A 25,830-nucleotide genomic window follows, 5' to 3' on the forward strand; every position below is an offset into this window, starting at 1 on the left:
ATTCCGTATTTCTACGGAATCAGATTTTATCAAGAGAATATATGTTGTTGACAACCGCGTAGATGACAATCCCTACAGTGTTCTTGGCTCCGATCTTTTCCAGGATACGCTGGCGGTGGCTTTCTACTGTTCTGGGACTGATGAAGAGTTTTTCGCCGATTTCGTTATTCGTGTATTCCTGACAAATGAGTTTGACGACATCTTTTTCCCGTTCAGACAATTCGTCTTCCATTTCAAAAAGCGATTTCTTCTTTGCTGAACTGTTCATATAGGTAAAAAGCATCTGATGATCTTCTGCGGTAAAGAAAACTCCGTTTTTATAAACCATGGTAATAGCATCGATGAATGTTTTTCGGTGTGAGTTTTTGGGAAGAAAAGCAGATACGCCCAACTTGACCATATAGCCGAGAATCGACGTTTTGTAATGAGAAGAAAGAATAATAATCTTCAGTTCCGGATATTTTTCTTTAAGAACTTCTACCAGCTCAAAGCCGTTCATGGGCTGCATCTGTACGTCTACCAGCGCTATATTCGGAAAATCATCTTCCGAAAGGCTTCCCAGTTTCTCAATAAAATCAGGCCCGTTGTTGGAGGTAAGGCATACAGATATATTCTTTTCATTTGAAAGCAGCATTTTCACCCCTTCCAGGATCAGCTGCTCATCATCAATTAAGGCTATTTTGATTTGGGAGTTCATGGTTTTTTGGAATTATAATGATTAAACGGCTTCCTTTATTTAAAGAACTTTTCCATTTGTGTACGGCGTTCATAGATTTTATTCTGGATTCGATATTTTTGATACCCATCCCTTTTTTCACCAGGTCATAGTCAAATCCCTGCCCATTGTCAGAGATGATTACAGCCATATTCAGTGGGTAATCTTTGATGTAGATCCAAAGATCCGTCGCTGTGGAATGTTTGATCACATTGGTGGTAAATTCCTGAATAATTCTGTACAGCTGTACTTCTACAAAGATATCTTTTTTCTCATATCCCGGCATTACCTGCATGGAAATATTGATCTTGTGTGAAAGGTTGGCAATCAGCTCTTCCACATAGAGAACGAATCCTACCGATTCAAGGTTGACAGGATACAATGAATGGGAAATACTTCTGGCGGCATCAATAAGTGATGACATTTGGCTGTAAATATTTTTTTTAATCACCTCATCGCCTTTGGTATCGAGGTTATTCATCCACAATGAAAGGATATTAAGCCGGTTTCCAATATCATCATGAATCATGACGGCAATTCTTTTTCTTTCTTCTTCCTGTGCTTTTATATTTTCAAGCACCAGCTTTTTCTGATGGAGTACTTCAGCTTCATGCTGGACATTCTTCTCCTTAATGATCCTACTGATAAAGGCCCTGTAGGCAAGAAGAATAAAGGATACTATAATTGCTATGGTAACAATTATAAGGATCAACAGGCTGATATTTAAGGTTACTTCTTTAATTTGATGAAGGTATATAAAAATGAACAATATAAAATGCTCGACAGAATATTATTCGCGCTCAGAATAATATAATAGTCATTTTCTGACAGGTTCGCGATCTGGTGCTGAATGATAAAAATAAAGACCGAAACGGAATAATAGAAAAAAATACAGGCATCTGCGAGAAGAAAACGGTTGGGTACAGAAACGCCTTTGATCTCACGGATCAGTGCAAATCCTGAAAGACAAATGATGATGATATTTGAAACCACCTTTACGATATCGCTGTTAAAAGGATAATCATAAATATATTTTGACACCATAAATACGGTTGCCAGCAATGCGGTGACCCAAATTAAATATTTCGGAAGTTCCAGCTTCCGGATAAACAAAGCAGTAATCAGAAAAAACTCTCCAGCGATATAAAGAGGATACAGAAACGAGGTATCGTTAAGATTGAAAATATAAGGCAGAACGAGGTTCAGGAGTTCTATAAAAAAAAGAAAAGCAATACAGTGAAAATATTGCTTTTCTTTATTATTTAATATACGGTATTTTGCTGCTCCCAAAAGTATGATGGACAGAAGCAGACCGTAGTTTAGGAATAAAATTGCTTTAAAAAAATCGGTCATTCCTATCTATACTAAGTATTTAAGATCCAAGTTCAGGAATACGGCAGATAGGAGGACAAGGTTTCGCCCAATCGTAAGTATTTGAAATAGTTTTAGCACTGTTTCCCTGCAATAGCTCCTGGAAAGAGATAAAGATAAGGGTTACCAGCATTCTCCCGTAAATATCATTGTATCTGAGTGCAAACGAACATTTAACCCCTGCGATCTTCGGTTCAGGATGACAAAGATCTTCCATAGGAATATAGAATTTTCTGAAAATTCTCGCTCCTGCGAATTCTGTACACTCACGGAAGAACCATTCCATTCCTTCATCTCTCCAACGTCCGATAGCTTCTATCGCTATATCCTGATCCAGGATGGGCTGGTCGGAAACCGGAAAAAACGTATTGGTATTATCATCTATTTGGGTAAGATTGCTGGAAAGAACTGCGTTTTTGACAACGGTAAATTCCTTTGATTGCTGCAGGATGATATCATGTTTAAGAGGTGCTAAAACTGTGTACTGGTACTCAACAACACTTTTATCAACATATCCTTTCTCGTCCAGCGGGATAAAAATAAGGACTACTTCCCCGTTGAATACGCCTACTTCTGCACAGACATCAACGTATTTGTTTTTCTCTTTGATTTTTTCGATCTTGTCCGCAGGCAGTTCGAAAATGTAATTGGTAGGAATCAGGTTTGAGATCAAGTGATAGTCTGAAAGACATTTGCTCCATTCAGCAACCGCTATTTTATAATCGTTCTCGTTCATAAGTTCATGGTTTATTTAGTGGCATAAAATTATACAAACTAAACATCCTGCACAACTAATCATATCATAAATTTATTATTCGTAAAATAAATTTAATTTTGAAAACCAAAAACCGCCTATCCGTTAAAATATTTTTGTGATTTATGGAGAATCATCTGTTGATAAGAGACCTTAGACTGAGATTGTCTGAAATTAATACATCAATAATTTCTTACTGTAATATGATAACAACTTTGCTGTCTTTCTTTGATATAGTAAATTTTGCCGGCAGCTGCATAAAAATTTAATACCTTTTCCAGTGCCACTTCCATTTTAGGATTGTATTTCAGCACATCATTGAACCGGATGTAGGAAATATCAAAGGAGTTTCCGTAGTTATGAGAGCTTATTCCCAGCGATGCATTGGAGTTTACTCTTCTCAGCCTGCACTGATCTTCCAATGTTCTTGTAATGGATGAAACCGTAAAAGTATGCCCTTTCGTTTCTTTGCTAAATCTGGCCCCCATTTTTTCGAGGGTACTCTTTGCTTTGGAAACCATATAGGCCCGGCTGTAATCCAGTTTTTGGACGCGATATCCTTTTCCTGCTTTTTTTATTTTATGAAACTTTCCGCTGCTGATATATTTCTGCACCGTTTTAGAGTCTGTAAGCAACTTTATGCCAAAACTTTTTGATGCATCCAGATGCGATTTGTACAGAGCAGTGGGTTCCACTTTTAATACAGACGTAAGATCATAGCAGGGAAGTACTTTTTTTGCTGCCTGCGAATAATAAAAGCTATACATAAAAGGCACAAAGGCCGCACAAAAAAACTTTCTCATTAACCACGCTTTTAAATTACTAAACGAAAGATAAACATTTATGTCATACCATTCAACTCCCGCTTACTGTCATTCTGAAAAAATTCCCAACAAACATCAAACCAAATTATTAAATCATTAATTTTTCTTCCCAATAAATTGAAATATTTTAAAGATTTATCTTTCTATTTTAAGATTTAAATTTTACATTTGAGATACTTTTAACAATAAACATATGATAAAAAAACTTTTTGCTGAATTTTTCGGCACATTTTGGCTTGTTTTCGGCGGCTGCGGAAGTGCAGTTTTTGCTGCCGGAGTTCCCGATATTGGCATTGGCCTTTTAGGGGTATCTTTAGCCTTTGGTCTTACTGTTCTTACGATGGCTTATGCTGTCGGGCACATTTCCGGCGGACATTTCAATCCGGCTGTTTCTTTCGGACTTTTAGCGGGAGGCAGGTTCTCTGCAAAAGACCTTATCCCTTACATTGTGGCACAGTGTCTTGGAGCTCTTTTGGCTGCGGGATGTCTGTATGTTATCCTTAGTGGTTCCGGAGCCGTAGATTTTTCAAAACCGGGCGCTTTTGCGACCAACTTCTATGGAGAAGCGGTCTATAATGGAAAAGCATTCAGTATGGGAGCGGCATTTCTTGCTGAATTCTTATTAACGGCTTTCTTCCTGATTGTCATCATGGGAGCTACAGACAAATGGGCTAACGGAAAGTTTGCCGGTATTGCGATTGGCTTGGCTTTAACACTGATCCACTTAATTTCTATTCCGATCACGAATACTTCGGTAAACCCGGCAAGATCGCTTTCGCAGGCTGTCATTACGGGTGGGCTTGCCATGTCTCAGCTTTGGCTGTTCTGGGCAGCGCCTATTGCGGGAGGAATTACAGGAGGATTGATCTACAAGTTTTTACTTCAGAGAGATTCAACGGAAGTTGTTGCTGATTAATTCCAATCATTATATCAAAACATTAGGCTGCCATTTTTTGGCGGCCTATTTTATTGTAGGGCTGTGTGCTGGTTTTAAGTTTTGAATTTTAGTTTTGGGAAGAGTTTAGTGGCTGGTTTAAACCACGAAATTCGCATCCGGAAACTTTATACAATGCTGAAAACGGATGACTCATGTCTGATATCTATTTGATTTTCTTGATTTCAAAAGGATTTTTAAAAATAAGTTCTTCCTGTTTTCCTTTCATCTCCATTTTTCGCTGCAGCAGATTTAGCGCCATTTTTCTGATAAAAACATCTTTATCATTGAGTTTCCAGTAAGGGTCTTCATGCACTCTTTTGGGATTGCGTATAAGGTAGAACTCCGTTTCCCAGGTGTCTGCGTTATGATAGAATTCAATAATCCCACAGTGTCCGGGAATTAAGGCATGGTCTATCATACCCATCGGAAGAAGAAAACTGAACGCATTGCAGATATAATCTCCGCAGGAAATCTTGTCATGTTTCAGAAATTTTTCGCCGGTCTCTTTATTAAGGTATGATTTTTTGAAATCATTTTTAAAATCACTTTTCGAAAGTTTGATCTCAATTTCATGACTGAATCCTTCAGAATCAATCAACAGCATATCCGCTTCCCAGTCGGCCTGAAAATAATTCGTCAGTACAATTTCTTTTTCGAAATCACAGTGGGAATGGATATAAGCGTGAACAAGTTCTTCGATCTTCAGCATGACAATTAAAGTTTAAATTGAGATTATTTCTTTTCCAGTTCCACAACGCCATAATGGAGCCAGATTCCAAAAATGCCCGTTTTGGTCACATAAGATTCATCTTTTCCAAACATAACGGTAGTATCGGGTTGTGTCTGACAAATAAAAAAATGTCCGCCATCCATACAATTCATTTTTCCATCTTTGTGTAGATCTGTCCACCCGAATTCTTTATAGGCATCACGGTCATCTTCGATGTCAAATAAAAACCGCTTAATGATGATTTTATCCCTCCCTCCCTCTCTTTTTGAAGTCATCGACCACCTTGCCAGATCAGATTTTTCTTTAGCAGGAATTTCCTTAGGATCAGCATCTTTAATTCTGGTAACCACTAAGGTGTCTGTAGTCGTAGAAACTCCTTTATTGATCTCATTCACCAGGTACGTCCCGGACCAGATATCCTTTTCCTTCTTTTTCTGGGCAGATAAAAGACAAGAAACCCCAGTCAGCATGATCATTAAAAAGAAATTTTTTAAGAGATTCATAGCAAGAGATCATTGTTATTTTTAAAACTGAGTTTTATGAAACCAGCAAACTGCATCCGCGGATATCTGAATGGTCTATTCTTCCCAGCACCTGAAATGTATCACCTGGAAGTTTTTTACCCAAATCCTGTGTTGCAATAAAGCAGCATGAATGGATATTAGCGAGATCTATTATGTTAACAGCTCCGGTTCTTCCCTCCTGTTCGTAGGAAAAAGGATCTTCTGCATTCCGTACCAATATTCTCATCCAGTTGGGACACTTGTATTCATTGTTGCCCAGCGAATAGGCCTGAGAGAGAAGCTCTGTCATTGAATATTCGGAATAGATCTTCTCTGTTTTAAAACCGTTCTGCAGAATTTTCAAGAGTTCATCCTTGGTCATTTCTTCTTTTCTGCCTTTCATTCCTCCGGTTTCAATCACCGTCAGATTTTGAGATCCGTTGACAGATAGATTAAGGGATTCCACAGAGTCCAGGAAGTCAAGCAAGGCAAAAGACACTCCGAAAAGAATGACTTTTTTATCTTTCAAATTGTTTAAAAGCTCAAACAGGTCTGAATGATTATAAAGAAAATAGCCGTTCTCAGGTTTTGCAGATTTTTTCATCAGATAATCCACCATATAAATGAGAGATGAATTCTGTTTTTCAAGATAGCTTGGAAGTAAGCCCAGAAAAATAAAATCTTCAGGTTTTCCTATAAACCGTTCAAAACTCTTATAAATACTTTCTTCATAGAGACCGGGATCGGCGATAAAATGTTTTGAAAGATTCATCTGCGTAGTTCCGGAACTCTGAAAAAACAAATCAGTCTTCGGTTTTTTGTCCAGGATCTGATGGTTTTTAAACATTTCGATCGGCAGGAAAGGAATCTTCGTCAACGTATTGACCTCATCAGGGTTTATTTTCAGGTAATCTACAAATTTTCTGTAGATCTCAACATGTTCATATTGATAATGAAAAGCGGCCAATGATGCATTCAGGAAATCCTGTTCTGTCTGTATGCTGAATATATTTTCCAATTTTATAAGACTATTTTAAAAACTCCTTATCAATTCAAAATGAATGAATTATATAAAAAATTATATTTTTTTACTATTTTTTCATTGCAAAATTACACTTTGGTAAACTTCTTGCAATTACTAATTTGGAATATGGATTAAAAACAAGAGTGAGCTTCGGTTCATTCGAAAATTACCTCTCTCAGGGGTAATTTTTTTTTGTGCCGTCTTTAAACGTTTTCAGTTCAAAATCATGCTCAAAAACGCCATAGGTAAAATAGGAAATCCAGTCTCCCAGATTAATGTATTTTGCTTTCTGTTCCAGATCCAAAACCATAGGAAGGTGACGGTGACCGTAAATGAAATAATCGATTTTCTGAGTCTTCAGTTTTTCTTTCGAATAGATAATCAGAAATTCTTTTTCTTCTCCTAAAAAGGCTTTATCCTCTTCTCCGGAGATCATTTTATTTTTCTGTGAAAGATACAATGCGACTTTCATGGCAATATCGGGATGCAGCCATTTGAAAAACCACTGTGCTACGGGATTCGTAAACAGCTTTTTCATTCTTTTGTATCCTTTATCACCAGGCCCGAGACCGTCTCCGTGAGCAAGGAGAAACTCTTTTCCACCCATCTCAAAGTACTGTTTCTTATAAAAAACGGTACATCCGATTTCTTCTTCAAGATAATCTTTCATCCACAAATCATGGTTGCCTACAAAGAAATAGATGTGAATCCCTCTGTCTTTCAGTTCTGCAATTTTCCCGAGAACACGCACATATCCTTTGGGAATAACGTGTTTCCACTCGTGCCAGAAATCGAAAAGATCACCCATTAAAAACAAAACCTGAGCATCTTCCTTGATTTCATCCATCCAACGGATAAATTTCTCTTCACGCATCTTGCTTTCCTTAGGATCAGGAGCTCCAAAATGCTGGTCTGAAGCGAAATAGACTTTTTTTCCAGGTTCTAAATTAATGATCGTTTTTAACACCGGTCTGAATTTTTATGGGTAAATTACTGTTACTTATTATCTTCTGCGAACCATTCTCCATAAGAGTTTTCTGTTTCGTGAAGTTTAAGATAGGCCAGAGAAACCTCAGCCGGAAGTTTTGATTTTATTTTGGCAGCAATAGCGTACAGCATATTCTCGCAGGTCGGCTGAAAACTGCAATAGATCACCTTGTGTCCTTTATTTTCAAGATCTTCGCCTAATTCTTTATGGGGAGACAGCGCATTGACAAGAACTGCATGATCCCACAGATCTACGATCTCAGATTTTACGATACTTTTTATATCTCCGAAATCCACTACCATTCCATTTTTGGAATTCTCCAAATCATTAATCACCCTTCCTTTAACCGTTACAAACAGTTTATAGGAATGTCCGTGCATATTTTTACATTTCCCATCATAGTTGTACAGCACATGGGCTGTTTCGAATGTGAAAATTTTTGTAATACGTATCATATTAAATGTACTATTTTTAAATAACTGGTTTTCAAGATGTTAAAATTAAATCAAATTTAATTGTGTCAAAATATGTGTCAACTATCAATGAAACCATAAAATAATGCTCAAATTTAAAATAAAAAAGAGCAGGAAAAAAACCTACTCTTAATTTTGTTTTGTAACTGGCTAATAATAAATGTTTATAAAATTTGATTTCATTAATTTTTAAATATTTTCACCCTATGTGATTTTTACAATTATCCGCAAGAAGAATTAGTAGTTTTCTTAATTTTCTTAGGATCAACTTTTACCAGATTATTGCCCAGATCTGCGTTTTGAGAACATCACCATAAGTTCAAAATTCAAATATATTCACAACATTATATTACTGATAATAAGAAACTTAAATCAATATTGGTATTTTTGACAGTATCTATGTAGTATCCTTAAATATAAAGAGAAAGTATCCTCAGCGTATCTCATTCCTTTATTACAGGAAAAAATAAGGCTAATCTTGCACCTTAATTCTCTCATAGGTGAAAATACAATTAAAGAAAAGCAGTTACCGTATAAAAAAAGCATCCTGCATGCTTCTTTTGCTATGCCTTTTTTATAATATCAATGCACAATTACCAACAGGAACAAATGGCAGTCTACTTAAAAAGCACGGCATTATTTTTCAAACAGAGAAAAAAGTTTACAAACGGGAAGTCTATATCTCTGAAAATAAAAACCCTGTTATAGTTTCCAATAAAAAATCAGTAAATATTGGTGTTATAACCAATCCTTTTAAGGAAAAACAATCAGCATTAGTATTACAGCATAAATACAAAATGGTTGCTGTATACGAAAATAAAAATTTCCCAAAGCAACCTTTCAAAACAGTAGTATTCAAAAGGACTTTATTATCAGGAATACAGATCCGTCCTCCTCCTCTTTTCAATACACTACATGAAAAAAAGTATAAGTTCAAATATATCAATCCGGGAAGGGAGTTATTATAAAGCTCTTTTCATTCTTCTAAAATGAGAAAACAAAATGAGAAATAAATTTTATATCATCTTTACATTAACGATCGGTTCGTTAGCTTTCGGCCAGGTGGGTATCAATACACAAAATCCACAAGGGATTTTCAATATAGATGGCGGCAAAAACAATGCTGCTACAGGAACTCCCACTGCAATACAGTTAGCAGATGATTTTATTGTCACTGCATCAGGATCAACAGGTATCGGTGCAGATCCCGATGCATCTGCTATTCTGGAACTTAATGTAAGCCAGCTTGCCACAACCAACAAAAAGGGATTTTTAGGTCCAAGAATAGCTTTAACAGCATATAACGATGCGGTTACAATTCCAAGTCCGGCCACTGGTTTACTAGTATTCAATTTAGGAACAGCTGCCCTTACCTATAAAGGCTATGTATATTGGGACGGCTCCCAATGGAGACCTTTTGATGGACGTTCATCACAGCTTGGCACCATCGGTAGTTTGACATGCACAGACAATACTCTGGAGCCGCTTACCTATACTAGCGGTGTTCCTTTTGCAGGCACCATGTCTGTTCCGTATGCGGGAGGAAATGAAGGAATGTACCCTGCACAATCTATAGGACCTGTCAACGGACTTACAGCAACACTTTCACAGAGTAATTTTGCGCAGGGATCAGGTACTTTAAACTATCGCATTTCCGGGATACCAACGGTATCCAGTCCCAGTACAACAACATTTCCCCTTTCCATCGGAGGACAAAGCTGCAGTGCATCAGTTGGCCTTGGAAAAGTGCTGGCTCCCGGTGAATACCAGTTCTTTACTTATAGATTACCAGCGACGTACGTAGGATTATTGAGTACACAGATTGGCAGCTCTTATAATGCTGTTTTAGGAGGAAAGATAAGATTGGATCTTAATTTTACTGTAAGCTCCAATCAAGGTTCCGGAACGGTGAGCTACAATCCTCGTTTAGTTAATGTCTCTCCGGGTAATATCAAGCTATGGTATGTAGCGTCATCGAGCATAGACCATTTCCGGCGGGCGAATGTCTTATTAGCCTCAGGAGGTTATATGGAAACCGATAACGGAGTTTATCTTAACTGGGGAGATAATATGAATGGTAGTTCAACTGCTGTAACAGCCACCAGCTCCAGTGATGATTCACAGGAGATGGAAACAATAGATTTAATTGTTGACGGAATTTGGTATAGAATAATAGTTTATGTTTCTGTAGATAACCTAAATGATAATGATCCTACTAATAACATCCGACGTGTCTTTATGACTGCACAAAGAATGTCATCTTCACAATGATTTTCAAATTCTATTAAAAATTTTGTTACTATTTATTATACAGTCATGAAAGTAAGGGGACAGCCAGCTTTGTGCTTCCACCAAAATAACAAACCGGAACAAGTAGCCAAGAAACCGCTTATCCTGTAACTGTAATGGCAGAGCCAACCGGAAATAATCCCATTGATACTAAAGCATATATAAAAATAGAACAGTAAAATACCTTAAATTTTTCCTATCCGGCAGATGAATCTGTCTGCCGGTTTCTATAGGACTTCAAAAACATAAACAAATGAATTTTAAAGAGATTCCAATAGGATCATTGATTGAACAAGAAGTTGCAGCACGCGAAATAGAACTTTCCCGTATCTGTAATTTTATGAAATGTACGGAACAGGAAATAGAGGAAGTCTACAAGGCAACAAGTATAGAAACAGAAAATCTGTTGAAATGGAGCAAGCTGTTAGAATATGATTTTTTCAGGCTGTATTCACAGCATTTGATCCTGTATGCTCCAGTAACCAAAAGCGCAGAAAACAAGAGCTACAAGAAAACAATCTTACCTCAGTTCCGTAAAAGCATGTATACAAAAGAAGTTATTGGCTTTATTCTGAAGCAAATACAGTCGGGAGAAATGTCAAGATTGGAAGTAATTGAACATTATAAAATCCCAAAAACAACTCTTTATAAGTGGATAAGCAAATATAAAGATGAAGATGAAAAATAATAAATATGTTTATCTCATAGGAAAATCCAAGAAAGAGATAACAGAGCTTCTTGAACAGGACTTTAACTACTATCCTGCCGATTTCTGGTTTTACATTTTGTCTAAGAGTTGGCTGGGAAAAATAAAGGTATTATGGCTGTATTTCAAAGATGAAAAGGTATATGAAATTAAAATAAAAACTACTTATGGAAAAATTAATCCCTGATTATAAGAGAATCTATAACGATATCATTATAAAAGAGTTTCCAAATAAAAGAGATTCCTGCATGCGATTATTACAAAAAGAAAACTTATCTGTTATGGACATTATAGAACTGAACGAAAAAATTTTCGGCCTCCCAGACAAAGAAACTTTTGCAGCCAACCAGAGGCACCGTTCGTACACAAAAACAGACATTCTTAAAATACTTGATTACCAGAAAAAAAATCAACTCAACAACAGCCAGCTTGCCATCCATTTTAAATTAAGCCGTAACACAGTATCCAAATGGAAAAGACACTTTGTGGTATAAAATGGTATGCTTTTTTTTAAACAGAAAGGATTCCGGGAATCTTATTTCAAGTTTTATCAAAGAAAAATTTAATTTTATTTAACTGATAAACAATTATATATAAACAATACTATTTTTTTTAACATTACAGAAAATTAATTTTAAAACTTTAATTTATCAATAAATAAGCATTATCTTTTTACATTTATTTATTAACAATGCTACATCAAATACTGAATTATATACTGAATCTGCATATTGATCCCGATGCAGACAACCTTAAGCGTCTTGATGGCCAAAGACTAAATTTATTCTCATTTTCTATAGGCGTTATTTTGATTTTCAACAGTTTCAGGGACTTGTGGTTTGGGTTTGAAAATTATTTTGAAGTGTTGTTTATACTGGGAGTTATTTCCCTGATCCTTTTCTTTTTTACGAAGGTTCGACAAAATTCTTTAGTATGCCTTATTACTATAGAGCTTTACATCCTGGTGGTTTTCTTTTTCTCATCCACATCAGGTTTTGAAAATGGCATGTCATTGTATTATTTCCCGCTATTAACCAGTCCGCTGTTTATTTTTAATACAAGAAAAACCTTGAAGTATATCATCATTATTTTTGCTACTGTATTTATTTTATTTCTCATAAGTCATTATTATGATTTCAGAATATTCAGCATTGGTAACATGGGAAATTTAGAATTTTCAAAAAATCAAAGACTTATTACTTTTATAATGGTGTTTGTGGCACTGGCAATTATCGGATATTTTATTATGTTAAAACACTTTACGGTTTTGGAATTATACCAGAAGCTTCTTAGAAGCGAAAAAATCATCTCCGATATGCGTACAAAACTCAACAGAAAAGATGATCTGGATTTGGAGAATCTGGTAAAACTAGCCATGAATGATGATATTGCTTTCATACCCAAAATAAAATCTTCATTTCCCAATTTATATGATAATCTCATGGAAATAAATCCGGATATTACGTCCGAGGAGTTTAAATTATGCGCTCTTCTCAAGCTGGGTTTCACTACAAAAGATATCGCGGAATACAATCACATTTCGGTACGGACTGTTCAGACAAGGAAAAGCAGGCTGAGGAAATCATTCGGAATATCTGCTGATACAGATCTGTACAAATGGATCGATACTTTATAGTTTGGAGCAGATCCGTTTTGATGATGATACAGATGACTTTGAAAATTTATGATTCTTCAAAGATATTATCCAGCCAGTCACTTTCCAGCCTTTTGATCTTTTGAGTTTTCAGATCTACCAAAACCCAAAGCGTATCTGAATCTACCACGAGCTTATCCTTGCAGTAGAATTCAACTTTTCTGGGTTGTTTTATGCCTTCAGGAGGTTTCGGATAGGTTTTAACCGTGATCACATCATGTAAGAACACTTGTTTCTTGTACTGAATATGATGATCAACGAGGATCCATGCAAATTCTGCAAATTCCGTTTTGTGTTTCAAAGAATCCCAATGTTCACCGGCAATTTCTTCCACCCAATGTACATACTGCACATTATTGACATGATGATTCTTGTCGATATGCTCTTCGGTTACGTGTATTTCTTTTTGATAAACTAAATCCATTATTTTTTCTTCTGCATTACTAATCAAATATATAAACTTTAAATTTTTAATTCTAATTTCGATCAAAAAACCTTCTCAAAACTGAGAAGGTTCACCTTTGAAAATTTTATTTAAATAGGGAAAGTGATCAATGAAACTGCGCCGTTTCCGTAGAATCTTTCATAGCAACGGTCGCAGAAGAACCGTTAGTCACTACATTCTGTACTTCATCAAAATACCCCGTTCCTACAAACGACTGGTGTTTTACCGCTCTGAATCCTTTCTGCTGCAAAGCAAACTCACGTTCCTGCAGTTCGGAATACCCTGCCATTCCTCTTTCTTTATACGCTAATGCGAGTTCAAACATTGCGGTGTTCAATGCATGGAAACCAGCGAGTGTAATAAACTGGAATTTATAACCCATTTTCGCAAGCTCTTCACGGAAATTCCCCATTTCCTCCACACTTAATCTGGCTGCCCAGTTGAATGAAGGTGAACAGTTATATGCGAGCATTTTTCCCGGAAACTGAGCATGAATTCCTTCTGCAAACTTTCTTGCCTGCTCCAGATCGGGATTAGAAGTCTCCATCCAGATCAGGTCTGCATAAGGCGCATAAGATAAACCACGGTCTATTCCCTGCTCTACTCCATTATTGACCACGTAAAATCCTTCGGAAGTTCTTTCTCCCGTCACAAATTTACGATCTCTTTCATCAATATCTGAAGTCAGAAGATCTGCTGCATCTGCATCTGTTCTTGCAATAATAATACTTGGAACCCCCAATACATCCGAAGCCAGACGGGCTGCAACCAATTTATTAATAGCCTCCTGAGTCGGAACCAAAACTTTCCCGCCCAGGTGTCCGCATTTTTTTGCCGAAGAAAGCTGATCTTCAAAATGAACCCCTGCTGCTCCTGCCTCTATCATCTGCTTCATCAGTTCGAAAGCATTCAGATTGCCTCCGAATCCTGCCTCAGCATCTGCGATAATGGGAACCAGATACTCTTTATCTCCGTTTCCGCTCACCGACTGGATCTGATCTGCTCTCAACAATGCGTTATTAATCTTTTTCACCACAGAAGGCACTGAGTTCGCAGGATACAATGACTGATCAGGGTACATTTCTCCTGATAAATTGGCATCAGCCGCTACCTGCCACCCTGAAAGATAGATCGCTTCCAGTCCAGCATCCACTTCCTGAACTGCCTGATTTCCGGTTAATGCACCAAGTCCTGCCACGTAATCCTGGTTATTTAATTTATTCCAGAATTTGTTTGCCATTTCTGTCGCAATCGTATAATCGATTTTATAAGAACCGCGAAGTTTTACTACTTCTTCAGCGGTATAGGTTCTTTTCACTCCTGTCCAGCGGGGATTGTTCAGCCAATCCTGTTCTATAGCCTGGATTTGTTCTTGTCTTGTTTTCATAATATTTTGGATTTGTTGTTTGTTAGGGATTAGATGATAGGTTTCAGGGATGAGAGAGTCTTAGCATTGTTTGAGGTATCATTGATGAGCTATGAATGATGAGGTAAAGTCGATGGTTTTAGTATAATAGAATCGTCCCGCTTTCCAAAAGCCAATTCTCTTAAAATCAAACGCTCCCACTCTAAAATACTCCTACTTATATACGCTCTCACTCAATAAACGGATACGCTTTCAAAGTCAGGAATTCTTCAAATTTTTCCGAGAATACCAATTCATTGAAAAGTTCTTTCGCAAGATTGAATTTCCCATTTTTAAAACGCTGTTCACCTACATATTGTTCGATGTGGTCTATTTCTTCCGCTTCCCATTGGAGAATCATTTCGCGGGTTAATATTTGCCCGTTATCAAGTTTTGCTTCATTTTGTAACCATTGCCACAGCTGCGTTCTGGAAATTTCTGCGGTGGCGGCATCTTCCATGAGATTGTAAATAGCGGCTGCACCCACTCCCATCAGCCAGCTTTCCAGATACAAAATACCTACGTTGATATTTTTTCTGATTCCTTTTTCAGTAATTTCACCTTTTGGAACTTCCAACAGGTCTGCCTCTTTGATGTGGTATTCCAATTTTTTATCAATTTGATTTTGCGTTGGCATATGTTCATCAAAAATCTCTTTTGCAATAGAGACTAAAGCAGGATGGGCCACCCAGGTTCCGTCGTGACCGTTTTTCACTTCACGCTCCTTGTCTTTTTTTACTTTTTCAAAAGCCGCTTTGTTCGCTTCATCATCGTTTTTTACAGGAATTTGCGCTGCCATTCCTCCGATAGCATGAACGTTTCTTTTATGACAGATTTCGATCACTCTTTTTGAATAGGCGCTCATAAACGGCGAGACCATAGTCACCTGATCTCTGTCTGGTACCATAAACGCGGGAAGGTTTCTGAATTTTTTGATGTACGAGAAAATATAATCCCATCTTCCGCAATTCAGTCCGGCACTGTGATCTTTTAATTCAAATAAAATTTCATCAATCTGAAATGAAGCGGTAATGGTTTCGATCAAAACAGTTGCCTTGATAGTTCCTGTTGGAATTCCAAGATAATTTTGGGCAAAAACAAAAACCTCATTCCACCAGCGTGCTTCTTTATAATGTTCTAATTTCGGAAGGTAAAAATAGGGACCACTTCCGTTTTGGAGTAATTGTTGAGCATTGTTAAAAAAATAGATTCCAAAATCAGTCAGCGAGCCTGATGTTTCTTCACCATTGATCTCCATATGCTTTTCCGGCAGATGCAAACCTCGTGGACGTACCTGAAGAACCGCTGTTTTTTCATTAAGCTGGTAAGATTTTCCATTTTCAGTCGTGAAATCTATCTTTCTTCTTACCGCATCGGCCAGATTTATCTGTCCCTGAATGCAGTTGTCCCAGGTTGGCGAGCTGCTGTCTTCAAAATCAGCCATAAAGGTTGATGCTCCGGAATTGAGAGCATTGATGATCATTTTCCGGTCTACAGGTCCTGTGATCTCTACTCTTCTATCTAAAAGGTCAGCGGGAAGTGATGCACAGATCCAGCTTCCATTTCTTATTTCTTCGGTTTCAGGAAAAAATTGAGGAAGATTTCCCAAATCAAAAAACTGCTGTATTTTTTTTCTTTCTTCTAAAAGTGCCAATCTTTTTGCGTTGAATTTCTGATGAAGTGCAACGATAAAATCGGTTAGTTCCGGAGTAAAAACCTCTTCAAACTGCTTCTGAGCTTTTATTTTTAACTGAGTTCTGGTTTCCATAACCTATTGATTTTGTGATTTGATGTTACAAACATAAATAAAAATTTTCACAATCAGCGAACGTTCGCTAAATATTTTAAAAATTTATTATGCGAATAATCGCATTCAATTTTTTATATTTGAATATGAATTCAGAAAGTGATTTTATCAAAACCGTTTTCGGACTAAAGCTAAAACAGCTGAGACAAAAGAAAAACTGGTCTCTGCAGGATCTTGCCGTGAAGACCGGTTTATCCAAATCTTACCTCAATGAAATTGAAAATGGAAAAAAATATCCGAAGCATGATAAAATCATTCAGCTTTCGGAATCGCTGGGCTCTACTTTTGACGAGCTGGTTTCTACTAAACTCGACAAAAGCTTAGCTCCATTTAACGAGATTCTGCAATCGGATTTCTTCAAGGAAATACCGTTGGATCTTTTTGGAATCAGCAAAAACAACCTGATCAGCATCATCAGTGATGCGCCTAAAAAGGTAACTGCTTTCATTAATGCATTGATTGAGATTTCACAGAATTACAATTTGGGAAAAGAACGCTTTTACTTTGCTGTCCTCAGATCTTTTCAGGAGCTGTATGATAATTATTTCCCTGAAATTGAGGATAAAACAGTTGAATTCATCAAAGAAAACGGGTTGGACATCAACAAAGATCTGAGAGCTTCTGTTTTGGAAAGCATTCTTACGGAAAAATTTCATTACAGCATCCAGTCTGAGGATTTTGAACAATTTGGAATACTGGATAATTTGCGTTCCCTGTTTGTTCCTGAACAAAAACTTTTACTTTTAAACCGGAAGCTTGAAAAAGATCAGAGAACATTTATTCTGGCTAAGGAAATAGGGTTTAATGTTTTGGAATTAAAGATTCGTCCCAACACTTATTCGTGGCTGGATTTCGGAAGTTTTGAAGAAATTCTGAATAATTTTTATGCGTCTTATTTTGCCGGTGCTTTATTAATTCCCAAGAAACAAACGCTTGAAAAAACCTCAGAATTTTTGCTTCAGCACACTTGGGAACCGAAAAGCTTTGAAGAGCTGATTGAAAGTTTTACCGACTCTCCTGAAACATTTTATTACCGACTGACCAATTTACTTTCTTCTGAATTGGGAATAAAGGATTTATTTTACCTGTGTCTGGTCAAGAAAAAGAATTCGGATAAAATCCAGATTTTAAAGGAACTTCACCTGAATCATCAGCAGGCACCGCACGCCAATGCGATGAACGAACATTACTGCCGAAGATGGATTGCCGTAAAAAACCTGCATCATTTAAAGGAGAATGAAACGCTTACCGATGCTCAGATCTCACATTACAAGGATCAGGGAGTAAGCTATCTGGTGATTTCCACTTCACAGAAAAATCCTTTTTCAGATGGAAGCAACAGAAGCTATTGCCTTGGAATTTTATTGAACTCCCAAACCATCAAAAAGATAGGTTTTATAAAATCTCCAACCTTAAAGACGATCAATGTAGGAGTCACCTGTGAGTCGTGCAGCATTCCGGATTGTGAAGTCCGGCAGTCACCGCCGATCCGACTGGAAAAGGAACATTTTAACCTCAGTATGAAAAATGCCATTGAGAAGATCAGGAAACAGATGATAGATGATAGATGATAGATGATAGATGATAGATGATAGATGATAGATGATAGATGATAGATGATAGATGATAGATGATAGATGATAGATGATAGATGATAGATGATAGATGATAGATGCAAAATTAAAGTTTCCACAAACAATATCTCACTTCTAATCTCTATTTTCTAATTAAAAAAAATACACACCATGATATTAGATTTATTTTTTCCCAACCGCTGTATTGAATGTAGCCGGATCATAGATTCAGATCTTTTGGTTTGCAGTTTATGTTTTGAACAGATTCATTTTACTCATTTTGACTATTCTGGTGATAACATCATTAGAGAAAAATGCAAACTTTTGTTTCCCATTGAAAATACCTATGCCCTGATGAGGTTTGAGCAGGATAGTTTAAGTCAAAAGATTATCCACGAACTGAAATATAAAAGCAGGGAAAATGCCGGTAAAACTCTTGCCGAATGGACCAAAGAACGTTTGAATTTCAATGAAGAAAAACCAGATATTCTGGTATCTGTTCCGCTTCATCCTAAAAAATTAAAGGAACGGGGCTATAACCAACTGCATGTATTTACAGAAACATTATCGACGTTTTATCATATCCCATTTGACCACGAATTGATCCAAAGAAATCACTATTCAAAAGCACAGGCCTTAAAGGATAAACAACACCGTTTGGAAACAACGAATCCATTTTCTCTTTCAAAGTCAATTTCGGGAAAGCATATTCTTTTGATTGATGATGTTTTCACGACGGGAAGTACTGTTTCATCTATTGCCTGGGAAATTTTAAATGCAGGAGATAATAAAGTGAGCGTTCTGGTGATGGCAGTGGATGTTTAGTATAAGGGTTTGAGCGTTTTAGAGTGATCTGGTTACTGGTTCACAGTTACTAGTTGCCAGTTGCCAGTTGATACCCCCCGAATCACTAAAACTCTCGTACCCTTCCATTCAATTACCTTTCTGCTTTCAATTCTTTTTCCTAATTTTCCGGTAAACTATTGATCATGAAAAATCTGCTTTTGCTGCACGGTGCATTGGGACACAGTTCCATTTTTAAACCTTATGAAAAGGAGCTGTCAGAATATTTCAATATCCATACGCTTTTATTTTCAGGACATGGAGAAACTGATTTACCAGAACAGGGAATTAGTATCGAAAAATACACTGAAGAAGTAAAAGCCTATTTGGAAAAAGAAAATTTAGAAGAGGTATGCATTTTTGGACATAGTATGGGAGGTTACGCAGCGCTTTGCTGTGCACTACGATATCCGGAAAGAATTCATTCTATTATGACTCTGGGTACAAAATTCGACTGGACGGAGGAACAGGCTTTAAAGGAAAGCAAAATGCTTGACCCGGAATCTATTCTTTTTAAAGTTCCCAAATATGCTGAACAACTGGAAAACCAACACGGGACAAAATGGAAACAATTACTTCCTGCCATTGCAAAAATGATGGTTTCACTGGGCAGAAATCCACCTCTGAATGAAAACAGCCTTTGGGGTATTACAATCCCGGTACAGATCATGACCGGAGACAAAGATCATATGGTCAGTATAGAAGAAAGTATCGGTGCTTACCGCAGTATTCCAAATGCAAAATTGGCCATACTTCCGGACACCAAGCATCCTATGGAAAAAGTACGGCCCAATTTATTATTTGATCTGATGAAAGACTTCTGGGGTCTTTCTTAACATTTTTATCGTTGTAGTTTTTCACCGTAGCTTAAATCTCCGGCATCACCAAGTCCTGGCGTAATGTATCCTTTTGAAGTCAATCCTTCATCGATAGCCCCTACCCATATTTTTGCATCAGGATACGCTTTTTCAATGGTTTCCACTCCTTGTCTGGAAGCGATTGCCGCAACAATATGCAGCTGTGTTGGAGTTCCATTGGTTAAAAGGTCTTTGATGGCTTCAATTAAAGAAGCTCCTGTTGCCAGCATCGGATCAGCCACAATAAGTGGTCTTCCTTCAATATTCGGGCAGGTAAGATAATCCTGTTTGATAGAGAAATAATCATTGGCATCGTGCTTTCTGTAAGCGGCAACGAAACCACAATCTGCTCTGTCCAGATAACTCAGGATACCTTCAAACAAAGGCACTCCGGCTCTTAAAATAGTGGTAATCACAGGCTGAACCGCAATTTCCTGCACTTTAATTTTATCTAAAGGTGTTTGAATCTCTACTTCTTTGTATTCTAATCCTTTACTGATCTCAAACGCTGCAATTTCGCCGATACGCTCCATATTTCTACGGAACCTCATTCTGTCATGCTGGATGTCTATATTCCTAAGCTCATTGATCCAGGAGTTTACTAAAGAAAATTGTTTTGACAATACAATTGTATTCATTATTCTGAAAAAACTTTTTATTTAAACGATTAAATTTTATATGAATAAAATCCCTCTTAGAAAAATCTAAAAGGGATTATTTATTATTTCTGTCTGAAATACACTTCAATAGGAACTCCGGTAAACCCGAATTGCTTTCTCAATTGGTTTTCAGTAAATCTTTTGTAAGGTTCTTTTACATATTGAGGAAGGTTGCAGAAAAATACAAACTGTGGTGACGGCGTTGGAAGCTGTACACAATATTTAATTTTAATATACTTTCCTTTGTTAGCTGGTGGCGGAGTCTGCTCAAAAATAGGAAGCATCACTTCGTTTAATTTTGAAGTTTTGATCTTTTTCTTACGGTCTTCGTATACAACCATTGCCATTTCCACAGCTTTCAAGATTCTCTGCTTCGTTAATGCTGAAACAAAAAGAATTGGAATATCACTGAACTGACCGATCTTCTCTTTAATTGAATTTTCAAAATCCCTGACGGTATTGGTTTTCTTATCTTCAATAAGATCCCACTTATTCACAACGATCACAATTCCTTTTCTGTTCTTTTGTGCTAAACCGAAAATATTCATATCCTGAGATTCCCAGCCAAGCGTTGCATCCACCATAATGATTACAACATCTGAAAATTCAATAGAACGAATAGATCTCATTACCGAATAAAATTCCAAATCCTCATTTACTTTAGATTTCCTTCTCATTCCGGCAGTATCAACTAAAACAAATTCGTGTCCGAATTTATTATAAAGAGTCTGAATACTGTCTCTTGTAGTACCTGCAACATCAGTTACGATGTTTCTTTCTACATCAAGCAAAGCATTCGTTAAAGTGGATTTACCAACATTGGGACGACCTGCGATCGTAATTTTCGGCAATCCCTCGAAAGGATCTTTATAATCTGTTGTAGGGAAATCTTTAACAATATCATCCAAGACTTCTCCTGTTCCGGAACCTGTAGCTGAAGACAAAGTGTAATATTTTTCAATTCCTAACTGATAGAATTCAGTAGCGTTTATCTCCTCTTTGGCAGAATCTACTTTATTGATAACGATGTAAACGGGTTTATTTGCTCTTCTAAGAAGTTCGTGAATTTCGTAATCGGTATCAGTAAGGCCTTCTTCTACATTCATCATAAAAATGATAGACGTAGCTTCATCTATTGCCAGCTGAACCTGCTTACGGATCTCTTCTTCAAAAATATCATCCGTTCCTACATCATATCCGCCGGTATCTATAACTGTAAAATCTACTCCGTTCCAGTCAGATTTCCCGTAATGACGGTCTCTGGTAACACCAGCCGTAGAATCTACGATGGCTTCTCTTCTTTCTAGTAAACGGTTAAAAAGTGTTGATTTTCCTACGTTGGGACGCCCAACGATTGCGACAATATTTGACATAAAAATGTTTAATAAATGAAATTATTAATGGGTATCTCCAACTTTTGGAGCCCAATTTTTTGCAAAGATAAGATTTTATTATTTAGTCGTTAAAAAATACCATTTCGGGAACTCATTTTCATGAATTTTCATGATCATGTATTTAATTAAAAATCATGCAATTATAGATAAACACTACTTTTTTTTGTCATTGATCTGCAAAAAATATTTTTTCAATCAAATATTATTTATAATTTTGCATCACCAAAAAGATACAGACCCATGGTGTAACGGTAGCACTCTGGTTTTTGGTACCATCAGTTGGGGTTCGAATCCCTGTGGGTCTACAATCAAACAAAAGCAACTCGCTAATTTACAGCAAGTTGCTTTTTTATTTCGGTCACTTTTGGTCACTTAGTCACGATTTCGGTTACTGTTTTTGTTAAAAAGCCTTGACTAAACATCATTGAATCTATTTGAATCTGACTGTATTTTTAACTGCGGAAATAATGCCCATCACTATAATAATCATACACTAGATTTCTTGCCGTAGCTTCCCAATCAATATAAATATAATTTGGTGGGGTTCAGGAATACTTCTTCCAAAAGATACTGTACAAATGTTTCATCGTCTGAATATTCACCTATATAATAATTTATTACACTGTCATAAATCCGCTCAAAGTCACAGACTTTGCGCAGCGGGAAAGAGGAGGATTTATTTTATTATACAAATATTTTGTTTTTTTTCTAAAGTATAATAATGATTATATTTAATTATGGTTGAGTCATTTAAAATGTATTCATTGGGAGATTCAATGCCATGTTGTATTAAATCACTAACAGGAATTATTTTTAAAGAATAGCTTTTTCCTAGTTTAATTTTTTTACAATTATTGGACGTATTTTCTTTAAATACTTCTATAATATCATTATTATCTGCTATCAATATGCTAACTTCTTTATTTTCTTTAAAAGAGATTATTTTTCTTGTTATATGAACAGGTTTTGAACTAACAATTACATTGTTTGTTTGACAGCTACAAATAAAGAAGAAAAACAAAAAAACTATATTTTTCATAAGATTATTTTTTTAATTTTTTATCATCTGAATAAACTTTATACAAAGGCTGTGTCTGAATTTTTCCGTTAACATCTTTTTTTCCAGCAAAACCTTCATAATATTTTCTTGTCGTTGTCCCAACAGTCTCAAATCTTGTTCTAGCTGATATGACTAAATTATCATACGGCATCATGCTTCTGGTTTGATCATGGAATTTATCAAATATTGGACTAGGATTTAATGCTGTTTTTATCGGAAAGTCTGTTTTTGTATTTAAAGATTCTTGGGTAATAAGCACATTTTCGACAACTTCATGTGTTATTCCTGTTCCTTTTTGAGTTCCTGTAAAACTTTCTGCACTTCCTAGTACATCAGGATTTGTATATTGAGTTCCTGTACTAATTCCCGTTGCTGAATCATAATCAGCACCACCAAAAGATCCTCCTGGCATTAGCCCCCCACTCGGCGTTACATTGTTACTCTCAGCATAAATTTTTGAATCCATACTGGTATTCTTTATACCATCATATAGAACTTTATCCGTTTTTGAAAGCTTATTATAGTCACTTTTGCTCAAATTTGCAGTATTCAATTTGCCATTCGAATCTTTTGTCATAGCAAGGCTGCTATTTGCATTTAATTGCTCAAGTGCTTTATCTGCTAAATTCCCCAGAAGATGGATATCCTTATTTTCCATTCCATCAGGATCAATAAACCTCAAAGGATTATTATATATATACATAAGTATAAGTGCTCCAACGTCTAGAAGTTTCTGCCAAAGGATCAATTACGCCCCATCTTCCCAAGTCAGGCATATAGAATCTTGCTCCATAATCATACATTCCGGTCTCTTGCAGTTCCTTACCATTGTACTTATAACTATAATAGCTTCCCAACTTTGAACTGCTAAGCATTCCCTGAATATGATTCAATCCAAAAGGATAATAATTATTAGTATCCGTAACCTCCAGAATGCCTTCGCTGTTTTTCGCAAAACTTACCCTTGCATTGCCAAGGTGGTCTCTGTACTGGTAAATATAGCGGTTTTCTCAAATAGTAAACCACTGCAAGGTTACAGTGGTTTTATTTTGTCTGAGAATTTTTATTTATACTATCTCTTCATCGTGTTTGACAATTAAATTTAGATTGGGGATCAATTTTATAATATTGGACATATTTTGAATAATTAGAGACACCTTCAAATAAACTTTCTTTATTTACAAAATTACCTTTTATATAAGTAATTGCTTGCTTTATTTTCGGATTATTGGGAGGACAATTTACAGATTCAAATATTTTTATTTTTCCTGTGGATTTTACATAAATATGAATAAATGAATATCTAATATCTTTTATATAAAAAGCATAAACTCCATCATTTAGTAATGGTTCATTTTTTAATGAGTCCGATTTTATAGTTTCTTTTGCATCAGAAGATAAATTCGTAATATAAAATTTTGCTTGTATATTGTTTTCTTTTAAAACTTCAGAATATATAGTGTTTTTTATATTTTCATTTATTACATCCCTCATATTTTGATAATCATTACCATTTTTTATTTGCGCCTTACAATTCACAACTATAATTAGAAATAAACATATAAACTTATTCATTTTAACTTTTTACATTATTTTAATTAGAATTTAATATCTTTTCAGCATTGGCAGGATCTCTTTTAATTCCAATCTGAACAGCAGTTGTCGTTTCGACCTTCGTAGCAGCAGCTTCAGGATCTCTGGGACTATGTACTCCTTCAGATCGCCCTTTAATAGTACTAGTGTCTTCTATATTTAAATCATGCTCATTCTCGTGTGCGTTCGTTACTACCATTGCATCTGCTTTGGTGAAGTTATTAGCTCCTGTAATATTTGCTGCATCTACTTGATCCGGTGTGTGATTCCCTTCAAAAATAGTAATCGTTGCTTCTTTATAAACAGAATTCCCATTTGAATCTTTTATATATTCAGCTTTCCCATCCCAAGTATTTGTTTTATCATTCCAATTTAATGCTTTACCACTTGCATCGTGTGCTTGGTGTAGACCTAATAAACCATTATTAACTTTTTCTGACTTTATTTGAAAATTAACTTTAGTTTCATTATTAGCAACTCCCATAAATTGAGACATAGCCTTGGAACTTCCAGAATCATTTGTCATAGAAGCCATACGTTGTAAATCTTTTGACGCATTACTTCCCAAAACTATTTTACCATTTACCACATTAGCATCAACTTTTCTTCCATCTGTACCAACAAAATAATTTGGCCCTCGCCCATCAGGATCAATGAAACGTAAAGGATTATCAAAACAATAATTATATGGAGACCATCTCCTCATCTTTTCCGCCAGCGGATCCACCACACCCCATCTTCCTAAATCCGGCATATAGAACCTTGCGCCGTAATCATACATTCCGGTCTCTTGCAGTTCCTTACCATTGTACTTATAACTATAATAGCTTCCCAACTTTGAATTACTAAGCATTCCCTGAATATGATTCAAGCCAAAAGGATAATAATTATTAGTATCCGTAACCTCCAGAATGCCTTCGCTGTTTTTGGCAAAACTTACCCTGGCATTGCCAAGGTGGTCTCTGTACTGGTAAATATAGCGGTTTTACGTGAAACTGTAAAACCCTTCTGAAGTAGGCACAAAATCCAGTTTCCATTCAGGGGGACCTCCGATAACAAGGCCATCATTGATGTTTTTATACGCCTGTTCTTCAAAAGCGGTTTCACTTCTACAAGTAAGACATAAGCCGCCTCCTTCATTATAATCATACTGAAATCCATCAAGATAATCTGTAATACGTGTGGAACCTGAAAAACCTTTTCTTCCGTAAATCGTATGGGTTTT

31 protein-coding genes and 1 tRNA gene are annotated in these 25,830 nt (G+C 36.3%); 11 read left to right on the forward strand and 21 right to left on the reverse strand.

The window, feature by feature from the left end:
• Positions 1 to 19: 19 nt before the first annotated feature.
• From BUC06_RS16985 to BUC06_RS17005, 5 genes are all read right to left on the reverse strand, one after another.
• Positions 20 to 697, reverse strand: coding sequence for a response regulator transcription factor (locus BUC06_RS16985; protein WP_073335206.1), 678 nt, complete (start codon positions 695 to 697; stop codon positions 20 to 22).
• Positions 666 to 1,427 (reverse strand): sensor histidine kinase, encoded by a 762-nt coding sequence (locus tag BUC06_RS16990; RefSeq protein WP_228423796.1) that lies wholly within the window; start codon positions 1,425 to 1,427, stop codon positions 666 to 668. Before BUC06_RS16990 ends, BUC06_RS16985 begins: the two co-directional genes overlap by 32 nt.
• A gap of 17 nt (positions 1,428 to 1,444) precedes the next feature.
• The gene (locus BUC06_RS16995) at positions 1,445 to 2,068 is read right to left on the reverse strand and encodes a hypothetical protein (protein WP_073335207.1); all 624 of its coding nucleotides are present in this window, start codon (positions 2,066 to 2,068) and stop codon (positions 1,445 to 1,447) included.
• A 19-nt stretch (positions 2,069 to 2,087) separates the two neighbouring features.
• On the reverse strand, positions 2,088 to 2,822 hold the full coding sequence (locus tag BUC06_RS17000) for a hypothetical protein (RefSeq protein ID WP_073335208.1): 735 nt from the start codon (positions 2,820 to 2,822) through the stop codon (positions 2,088 to 2,090).
• Positions 2,823 to 3,022: 200 nt separating this feature from the next.
• Entirely contained in the window at positions 3,023 to 3,643 is a 621-nt protein-coding gene (locus BUC06_RS17005; protein WP_073335209.1) for a DUF5715 family protein, read from the reverse strand.
• 217 nt (positions 3,644 to 3,860) lie between these two features.
• On the opposite strand from BUC06_RS17005, the gene aqpZ reads away from it, so the two are divergent.
• Positions 3,861 to 4,580: an aquaporin Z gene (aqpZ, locus tag BUC06_RS17010; RefSeq protein ID WP_073335238.1), complete on the forward strand. Its 720-nt coding sequence runs from the start codon at positions 3,861 to 3,863 to the stop codon at positions 4,578 to 4,580.
• A gap of 184 nt (positions 4,581 to 4,764) precedes the next feature.
• Here aqpZ and BUC06_RS17015 read toward each other — a convergent pair whose 3' ends face one another.
• From BUC06_RS17015 to queD, 5 genes are all read right to left on the reverse strand, one after another.
• Positions 4,765 to 5,310: a hypothetical protein gene (locus BUC06_RS17015; RefSeq protein WP_073335210.1), complete on the reverse strand. Its 546-nt coding sequence runs from the start codon at positions 5,308 to 5,310 to the stop codon at positions 4,765 to 4,767.
• A gap of 23 nt (positions 5,311 to 5,333) precedes the next feature.
• The gene (locus BUC06_RS17020) at positions 5,334 to 5,807 is read right to left on the reverse strand and encodes a phosphate ABC transporter permease (RefSeq protein WP_073335239.1); all 474 of its coding nucleotides are present in this window, start codon (positions 5,805 to 5,807) and stop codon (positions 5,334 to 5,336) included.
• 61 nt (positions 5,808 to 5,868) lie between these two features.
• Entirely contained in the window at positions 5,869 to 6,852 is a 984-nt protein-coding gene (locus BUC06_RS17025) for a LuxE/PaaK family acyltransferase (protein ID WP_073335211.1), read from the reverse strand.
• 181 nt (positions 6,853 to 7,033) lie between these two features.
• Positions 7,034 to 7,825, reverse strand: coding sequence for a UDP-2,3-diacylglucosamine diphosphatase (locus BUC06_RS17030; protein WP_083564108.1), 792 nt, complete (start codon positions 7,823 to 7,825; stop codon positions 7,034 to 7,036).
• 29 nt (positions 7,826 to 7,854) lie between these two features.
• Positions 7,855 to 8,301 carry a 6-carboxytetrahydropterin synthase QueD gene (gene queD, locus BUC06_RS17035; protein WP_073335212.1) on the reverse strand — a complete coding sequence of 149 codons (447 nt, stop codon included), beginning with the start codon at positions 8,299 to 8,301 and terminating at the stop codon, positions 7,855 to 7,857.
• A gap of 569 nt (positions 8,302 to 8,870) precedes the next feature.
• Between queD and BUC06_RS17040 the strand changes: the two genes are divergently transcribed.
• The 6 genes from BUC06_RS17040 to BUC06_RS17065 all read left to right on the forward strand — a co-directional run bounded on the left by BUC06_RS17040 (position 8,871) and on the right by BUC06_RS17065 (position 12,950).
• Positions 8,871 to 9,287 (forward strand): hypothetical protein, encoded by a 417-nt coding sequence (locus BUC06_RS17040; protein ID WP_073335213.1) that lies wholly within the window; start codon positions 8,871 to 8,873, stop codon positions 9,285 to 9,287.
• Between the two features lie 34 nt (positions 9,288 to 9,321).
• Positions 9,322 to 10,590, forward strand: a complete 1,269-nt coding sequence (locus BUC06_RS17045; RefSeq protein WP_073335214.1) for a hypothetical protein — start codon at positions 9,322 to 9,324, stop codon at positions 10,588 to 10,590.
• A 271-nt stretch (positions 10,591 to 10,861) separates the two neighbouring features.
• Positions 10,862 to 11,296: a transposase gene (locus BUC06_RS17050; RefSeq protein WP_073335215.1), complete on the forward strand. Its 435-nt coding sequence runs from the start codon at positions 10,862 to 10,864 to the stop codon at positions 11,294 to 11,296.
• Positions 11,286 to 11,501 carry a hypothetical protein gene (locus tag BUC06_RS17055; protein WP_139263383.1) on the forward strand — a complete coding sequence of 72 codons (216 nt, stop codon included), beginning with the start codon at positions 11,286 to 11,288 and terminating at the stop codon, positions 11,499 to 11,501. The genes BUC06_RS17050 and BUC06_RS17055 overlap by 11 nt, the downstream gene beginning before the upstream one ends.
• Positions 11,482 to 11,808, forward strand: a complete 327-nt coding sequence (locus tag BUC06_RS17060) for a transposase (protein WP_073335217.1) — start codon at positions 11,482 to 11,484, stop codon at positions 11,806 to 11,808. The genes BUC06_RS17055 and BUC06_RS17060 overlap by 20 nt, the downstream gene beginning before the upstream one ends.
• Before the next feature lie 197 nt (positions 11,809 to 12,005).
• Positions 12,006 to 12,950 (forward strand): helix-turn-helix transcriptional regulator, encoded by a 945-nt coding sequence (locus tag BUC06_RS17065; protein WP_073335218.1) that lies wholly within the window; start codon positions 12,006 to 12,008, stop codon positions 12,948 to 12,950.
• 46 nt (positions 12,951 to 12,996) lie between these two features.
• Here BUC06_RS17065 and BUC06_RS17070 read toward each other — a convergent pair whose 3' ends face one another.
• From BUC06_RS17070 to aceB, 3 genes are all read right to left on the reverse strand, one after another.
• The gene (locus BUC06_RS17070; protein WP_073335219.1) at positions 12,997 to 13,392 is read right to left on the reverse strand and encodes an acyl-CoA thioesterase; all 396 of its coding nucleotides are present in this window, start codon (positions 13,390 to 13,392) and stop codon (positions 12,997 to 12,999) included.
• 127 nt (positions 13,393 to 13,519) lie between these two features.
• Positions 13,520 to 14,800: an isocitrate lyase gene (gene aceA / locus BUC06_RS17075; RefSeq protein ID WP_073335220.1), complete on the reverse strand. Its 1,281-nt coding sequence runs from the start codon at positions 14,798 to 14,800 to the stop codon at positions 13,520 to 13,522.
• 208 nt (positions 14,801 to 15,008) lie between these two features.
• Positions 15,009 to 16,586, reverse strand: coding sequence for a malate synthase A (gene aceB / locus BUC06_RS17080; protein WP_073335221.1), 1,578 nt, complete (start codon positions 16,584 to 16,586; stop codon positions 15,009 to 15,011).
• Between the two features lie 125 nt (positions 16,587 to 16,711).
• On the opposite strand from aceB, the gene BUC06_RS17085 reads away from it, so the two are divergent.
• The 3 genes from BUC06_RS17085 (at position 16,712) to BUC06_RS17095 (ending at position 19,878) form a co-directional block, all read left to right on the forward strand.
• Entirely contained in the window at positions 16,712 to 18,196 is a 1,485-nt protein-coding gene (locus BUC06_RS17085) for a helix-turn-helix domain-containing protein (protein ID WP_083564109.1), read from the forward strand.
• 174 nt (positions 18,197 to 18,370) lie between these two features.
• Positions 18,371 to 19,024: a ComF family protein gene (locus BUC06_RS17090; protein WP_073335223.1), complete on the forward strand. Its 654-nt coding sequence runs from the start codon at positions 18,371 to 18,373 to the stop codon at positions 19,022 to 19,024.
• A 164-nt stretch (positions 19,025 to 19,188) separates the two neighbouring features.
• Complete coding sequence (locus BUC06_RS17095; RefSeq protein WP_073335224.1) at positions 19,189 to 19,878, forward strand: alpha/beta fold hydrolase; 690 nt, start codon at positions 19,189 to 19,191, stop codon at positions 19,876 to 19,878.
• Between the two features lie 5 nt (positions 19,879 to 19,883).
• Here BUC06_RS17095 and upp read toward each other — a convergent pair whose 3' ends face one another.
• Together upp and der are read right to left on the reverse strand one after the other, a co-directional pair.
• Complete coding sequence (gene upp / locus BUC06_RS17100) at positions 19,884 to 20,537, reverse strand: uracil phosphoribosyltransferase (RefSeq protein WP_073335225.1); 654 nt, start codon at positions 20,535 to 20,537, stop codon at positions 19,884 to 19,886.
• A gap of 83 nt (positions 20,538 to 20,620) precedes the next feature.
• On the reverse strand, positions 20,621 to 21,931 hold the full coding sequence (gene der, locus BUC06_RS17105) for a ribosome biogenesis GTPase Der (protein ID WP_047450295.1): 1,311 nt from the start codon (positions 21,929 to 21,931) through the stop codon (positions 20,621 to 20,623).
• A gap of 255 nt (positions 21,932 to 22,186) precedes the next feature.
• Between der and BUC06_RS17110 the strand changes: the two genes are divergently transcribed.
• Positions 22,187 to 22,257, forward strand: a tRNA-Gln gene (locus BUC06_RS17110).
• A gap of 371 nt (positions 22,258 to 22,628) precedes the next feature.
• Here the strand turns inward: BUC06_RS17110 and BUC06_RS17115 are convergent.
• From BUC06_RS17115 to BUC06_RS24380, 6 genes are all read right to left on the reverse strand, one after another.
• Positions 22,629 to 22,991 (reverse strand): hypothetical protein, encoded by a 363-nt coding sequence (locus BUC06_RS17115; RefSeq protein WP_073335226.1) that lies wholly within the window; start codon positions 22,989 to 22,991, stop codon positions 22,629 to 22,631.
• A 4-nt stretch (positions 22,992 to 22,995) separates the two neighbouring features.
• The gene (locus tag BUC06_RS17120; RefSeq protein WP_228423800.1) at positions 22,996 to 23,670 is read right to left on the reverse strand and encodes a hypothetical protein; all 675 of its coding nucleotides are present in this window, start codon (positions 23,668 to 23,670) and stop codon (positions 22,996 to 22,998) included.
• 31 nt (positions 23,671 to 23,701) lie between these two features.
• On the reverse strand, positions 23,702 to 23,905 hold the full coding sequence (locus BUC06_RS24370) for an RHS repeat-associated core domain-containing protein (RefSeq protein WP_073335228.1): 204 nt from the start codon (positions 23,903 to 23,905) through the stop codon (positions 23,702 to 23,704).
• Positions 23,906 to 24,092: 187 nt separating this feature from the next.
• Complete coding sequence (locus BUC06_RS17130; RefSeq protein ID WP_073335229.1) at positions 24,093 to 24,587, reverse strand: hypothetical protein; 495 nt, start codon at positions 24,585 to 24,587, stop codon at positions 24,093 to 24,095.
• Positions 24,588 to 24,606: 19 nt separating this feature from the next.
• On the reverse strand, positions 24,607 to 25,581 hold the full coding sequence (locus BUC06_RS24375) for an RHS repeat-associated core domain-containing protein (protein WP_317041434.1): 975 nt from the start codon (positions 25,579 to 25,581) through the stop codon (positions 24,607 to 24,609).
• A 9-nt stretch (positions 25,582 to 25,590) separates the two neighbouring features.
• A partial coding sequence (locus BUC06_RS24380; protein ID WP_167367433.1) for a hypothetical protein occupies positions 25,591 to 25,830 on the reverse strand: 240 nt, incomplete at its 5' end.

This window comes from Chryseobacterium carnipullorum (genome assembly GCF_900142785.1).
Lineage (GTDB): Bacteria > Bacteroidota > Bacteroidia > Flavobacteriales > Weeksellaceae > Chryseobacterium > Chryseobacterium carnipullorum.

Excerpts from the sequence above, each read along its gene's own strand:
- BUC06_RS16985 (WP_073335206.1), bottom strand. The coding sequence starts at position 697 with ATGAACTCCCAAATCAAAATAGCCTTAATTGATGATGAGCAGCTGATC.
- BUC06_RS16995 (WP_073335207.1), bottom strand. The coding sequence starts at position 2,068 with ATGACCGATTTTTTTAAAGCAATTTTATTCCTAAACTACGGTCTGCTT.
- BUC06_RS17000 (WP_073335208.1), bottom strand. The coding sequence starts at position 2,822 with ATGAACGAGAACGATTATAAAATAGCGGTTGCTGAATGGAGCAAATGT.
- BUC06_RS17005 (WP_073335209.1), bottom strand. The coding sequence starts at position 3,643 with ATGAGAAAGTTTTTTTGTGCGGCCTTTGTGCCTTTTATGTATAGCTTT.
- BUC06_RS17015 (WP_073335210.1), bottom strand. The coding sequence starts at position 5,310 with ATGCTGAAGATCGAAGAACTTGTTCACGCTTATATCCATTCCCACTGT.
- BUC06_RS17020 (WP_073335239.1), bottom strand. The coding sequence starts at position 5,807 with ATGATCATGCTGACTGGGGTTTCTTGTCTTTTATCTGCCCAGAAAAAG.
- queD (WP_073335212.1), bottom strand. The coding sequence starts at position 8,301 with ATGATACGTATTACAAAAATTTTCACATTCGAAACAGCCCATGTGCTG.
- BUC06_RS17040 (WP_073335213.1), top strand. The coding sequence starts at position 8,871 with ATGCTTCTTTTGCTATGCCTTTTTTATAATATCAATGCACAATTACCA.
- BUC06_RS17045 (WP_073335214.1), top strand. The coding sequence starts at position 9,322 with ATGAGAAATAAATTTTATATCATCTTTACATTAACGATCGGTTCGTTA.
- BUC06_RS17050 (WP_073335215.1), top strand. The coding sequence starts at position 10,862 with ATGAATTTTAAAGAGATTCCAATAGGATCATTGATTGAACAAGAAGTT.
- BUC06_RS17055 (WP_139263383.1), top strand. The coding sequence starts at position 11,286 with ATGAAAAATAATAAATATGTTTATCTCATAGGAAAATCCAAGAAAGAG.
- BUC06_RS17060 (WP_073335217.1), top strand. The coding sequence starts at position 11,482 with ATGGAAAAATTAATCCCTGATTATAAGAGAATCTATAACGATATCATT.
- BUC06_RS17065 (WP_073335218.1), top strand. The coding sequence starts at position 12,006 with ATGCTACATCAAATACTGAATTATATACTGAATCTGCATATTGATCCC.
- BUC06_RS17070 (WP_073335219.1), bottom strand. The coding sequence starts at position 13,392 with ATGGATTTAGTTTATCAAAAAGAAATACACGTAACCGAAGAGCATATC.
- aceA (WP_073335220.1), bottom strand. The coding sequence starts at position 14,800 with ATGAAAACAAGACAAGAACAAATCCAGGCTATAGAACAGGATTGGCTG.
- aceB (WP_073335221.1), bottom strand. The coding sequence starts at position 16,586 with ATGGAAACCAGAACTCAGTTAAAAATAAAAGCTCAGAAGCAGTTTGAA.
- BUC06_RS17085 (WP_083564109.1), top strand. The coding sequence starts at position 16,712 with ATGAATTCAGAAAGTGATTTTATCAAAACCGTTTTCGGACTAAAGCTA.
- BUC06_RS17090 (WP_073335223.1), top strand. The coding sequence starts at position 18,371 with ATGATATTAGATTTATTTTTTCCCAACCGCTGTATTGAATGTAGCCGG.
- BUC06_RS17095 (WP_073335224.1), top strand. The coding sequence starts at position 19,189 with ATGAAAAATCTGCTTTTGCTGCACGGTGCATTGGGACACAGTTCCATT.
- upp (WP_073335225.1), bottom strand. The coding sequence starts at position 20,537 with ATGAATACAATTGTATTGTCAAAACAATTTTCTTTAGTAAACTCCTGG.
- der (WP_047450295.1), bottom strand. The coding sequence starts at position 21,931 with ATGTCAAATATTGTCGCAATCGTTGGGCGTCCCAACGTAGGAAAATCA.
- BUC06_RS17115 (WP_073335226.1), bottom strand. The coding sequence starts at position 22,991 with ATGAAAAATATAGTTTTTTTGTTTTTCTTCTTTATTTGTAGCTGTCAA.
- BUC06_RS17120 (WP_228423800.1), bottom strand. The coding sequence starts at position 23,670 with ATGGAAAATAAGGATATCCATCTTCTGGGGAATTTAGCAGATAAAGCA.
- BUC06_RS17130 (WP_073335229.1), bottom strand. The coding sequence starts at position 24,587 with ATGAATAAGTTTATATGTTTATTTCTAATTATAGTTGTGAATTGTAAG.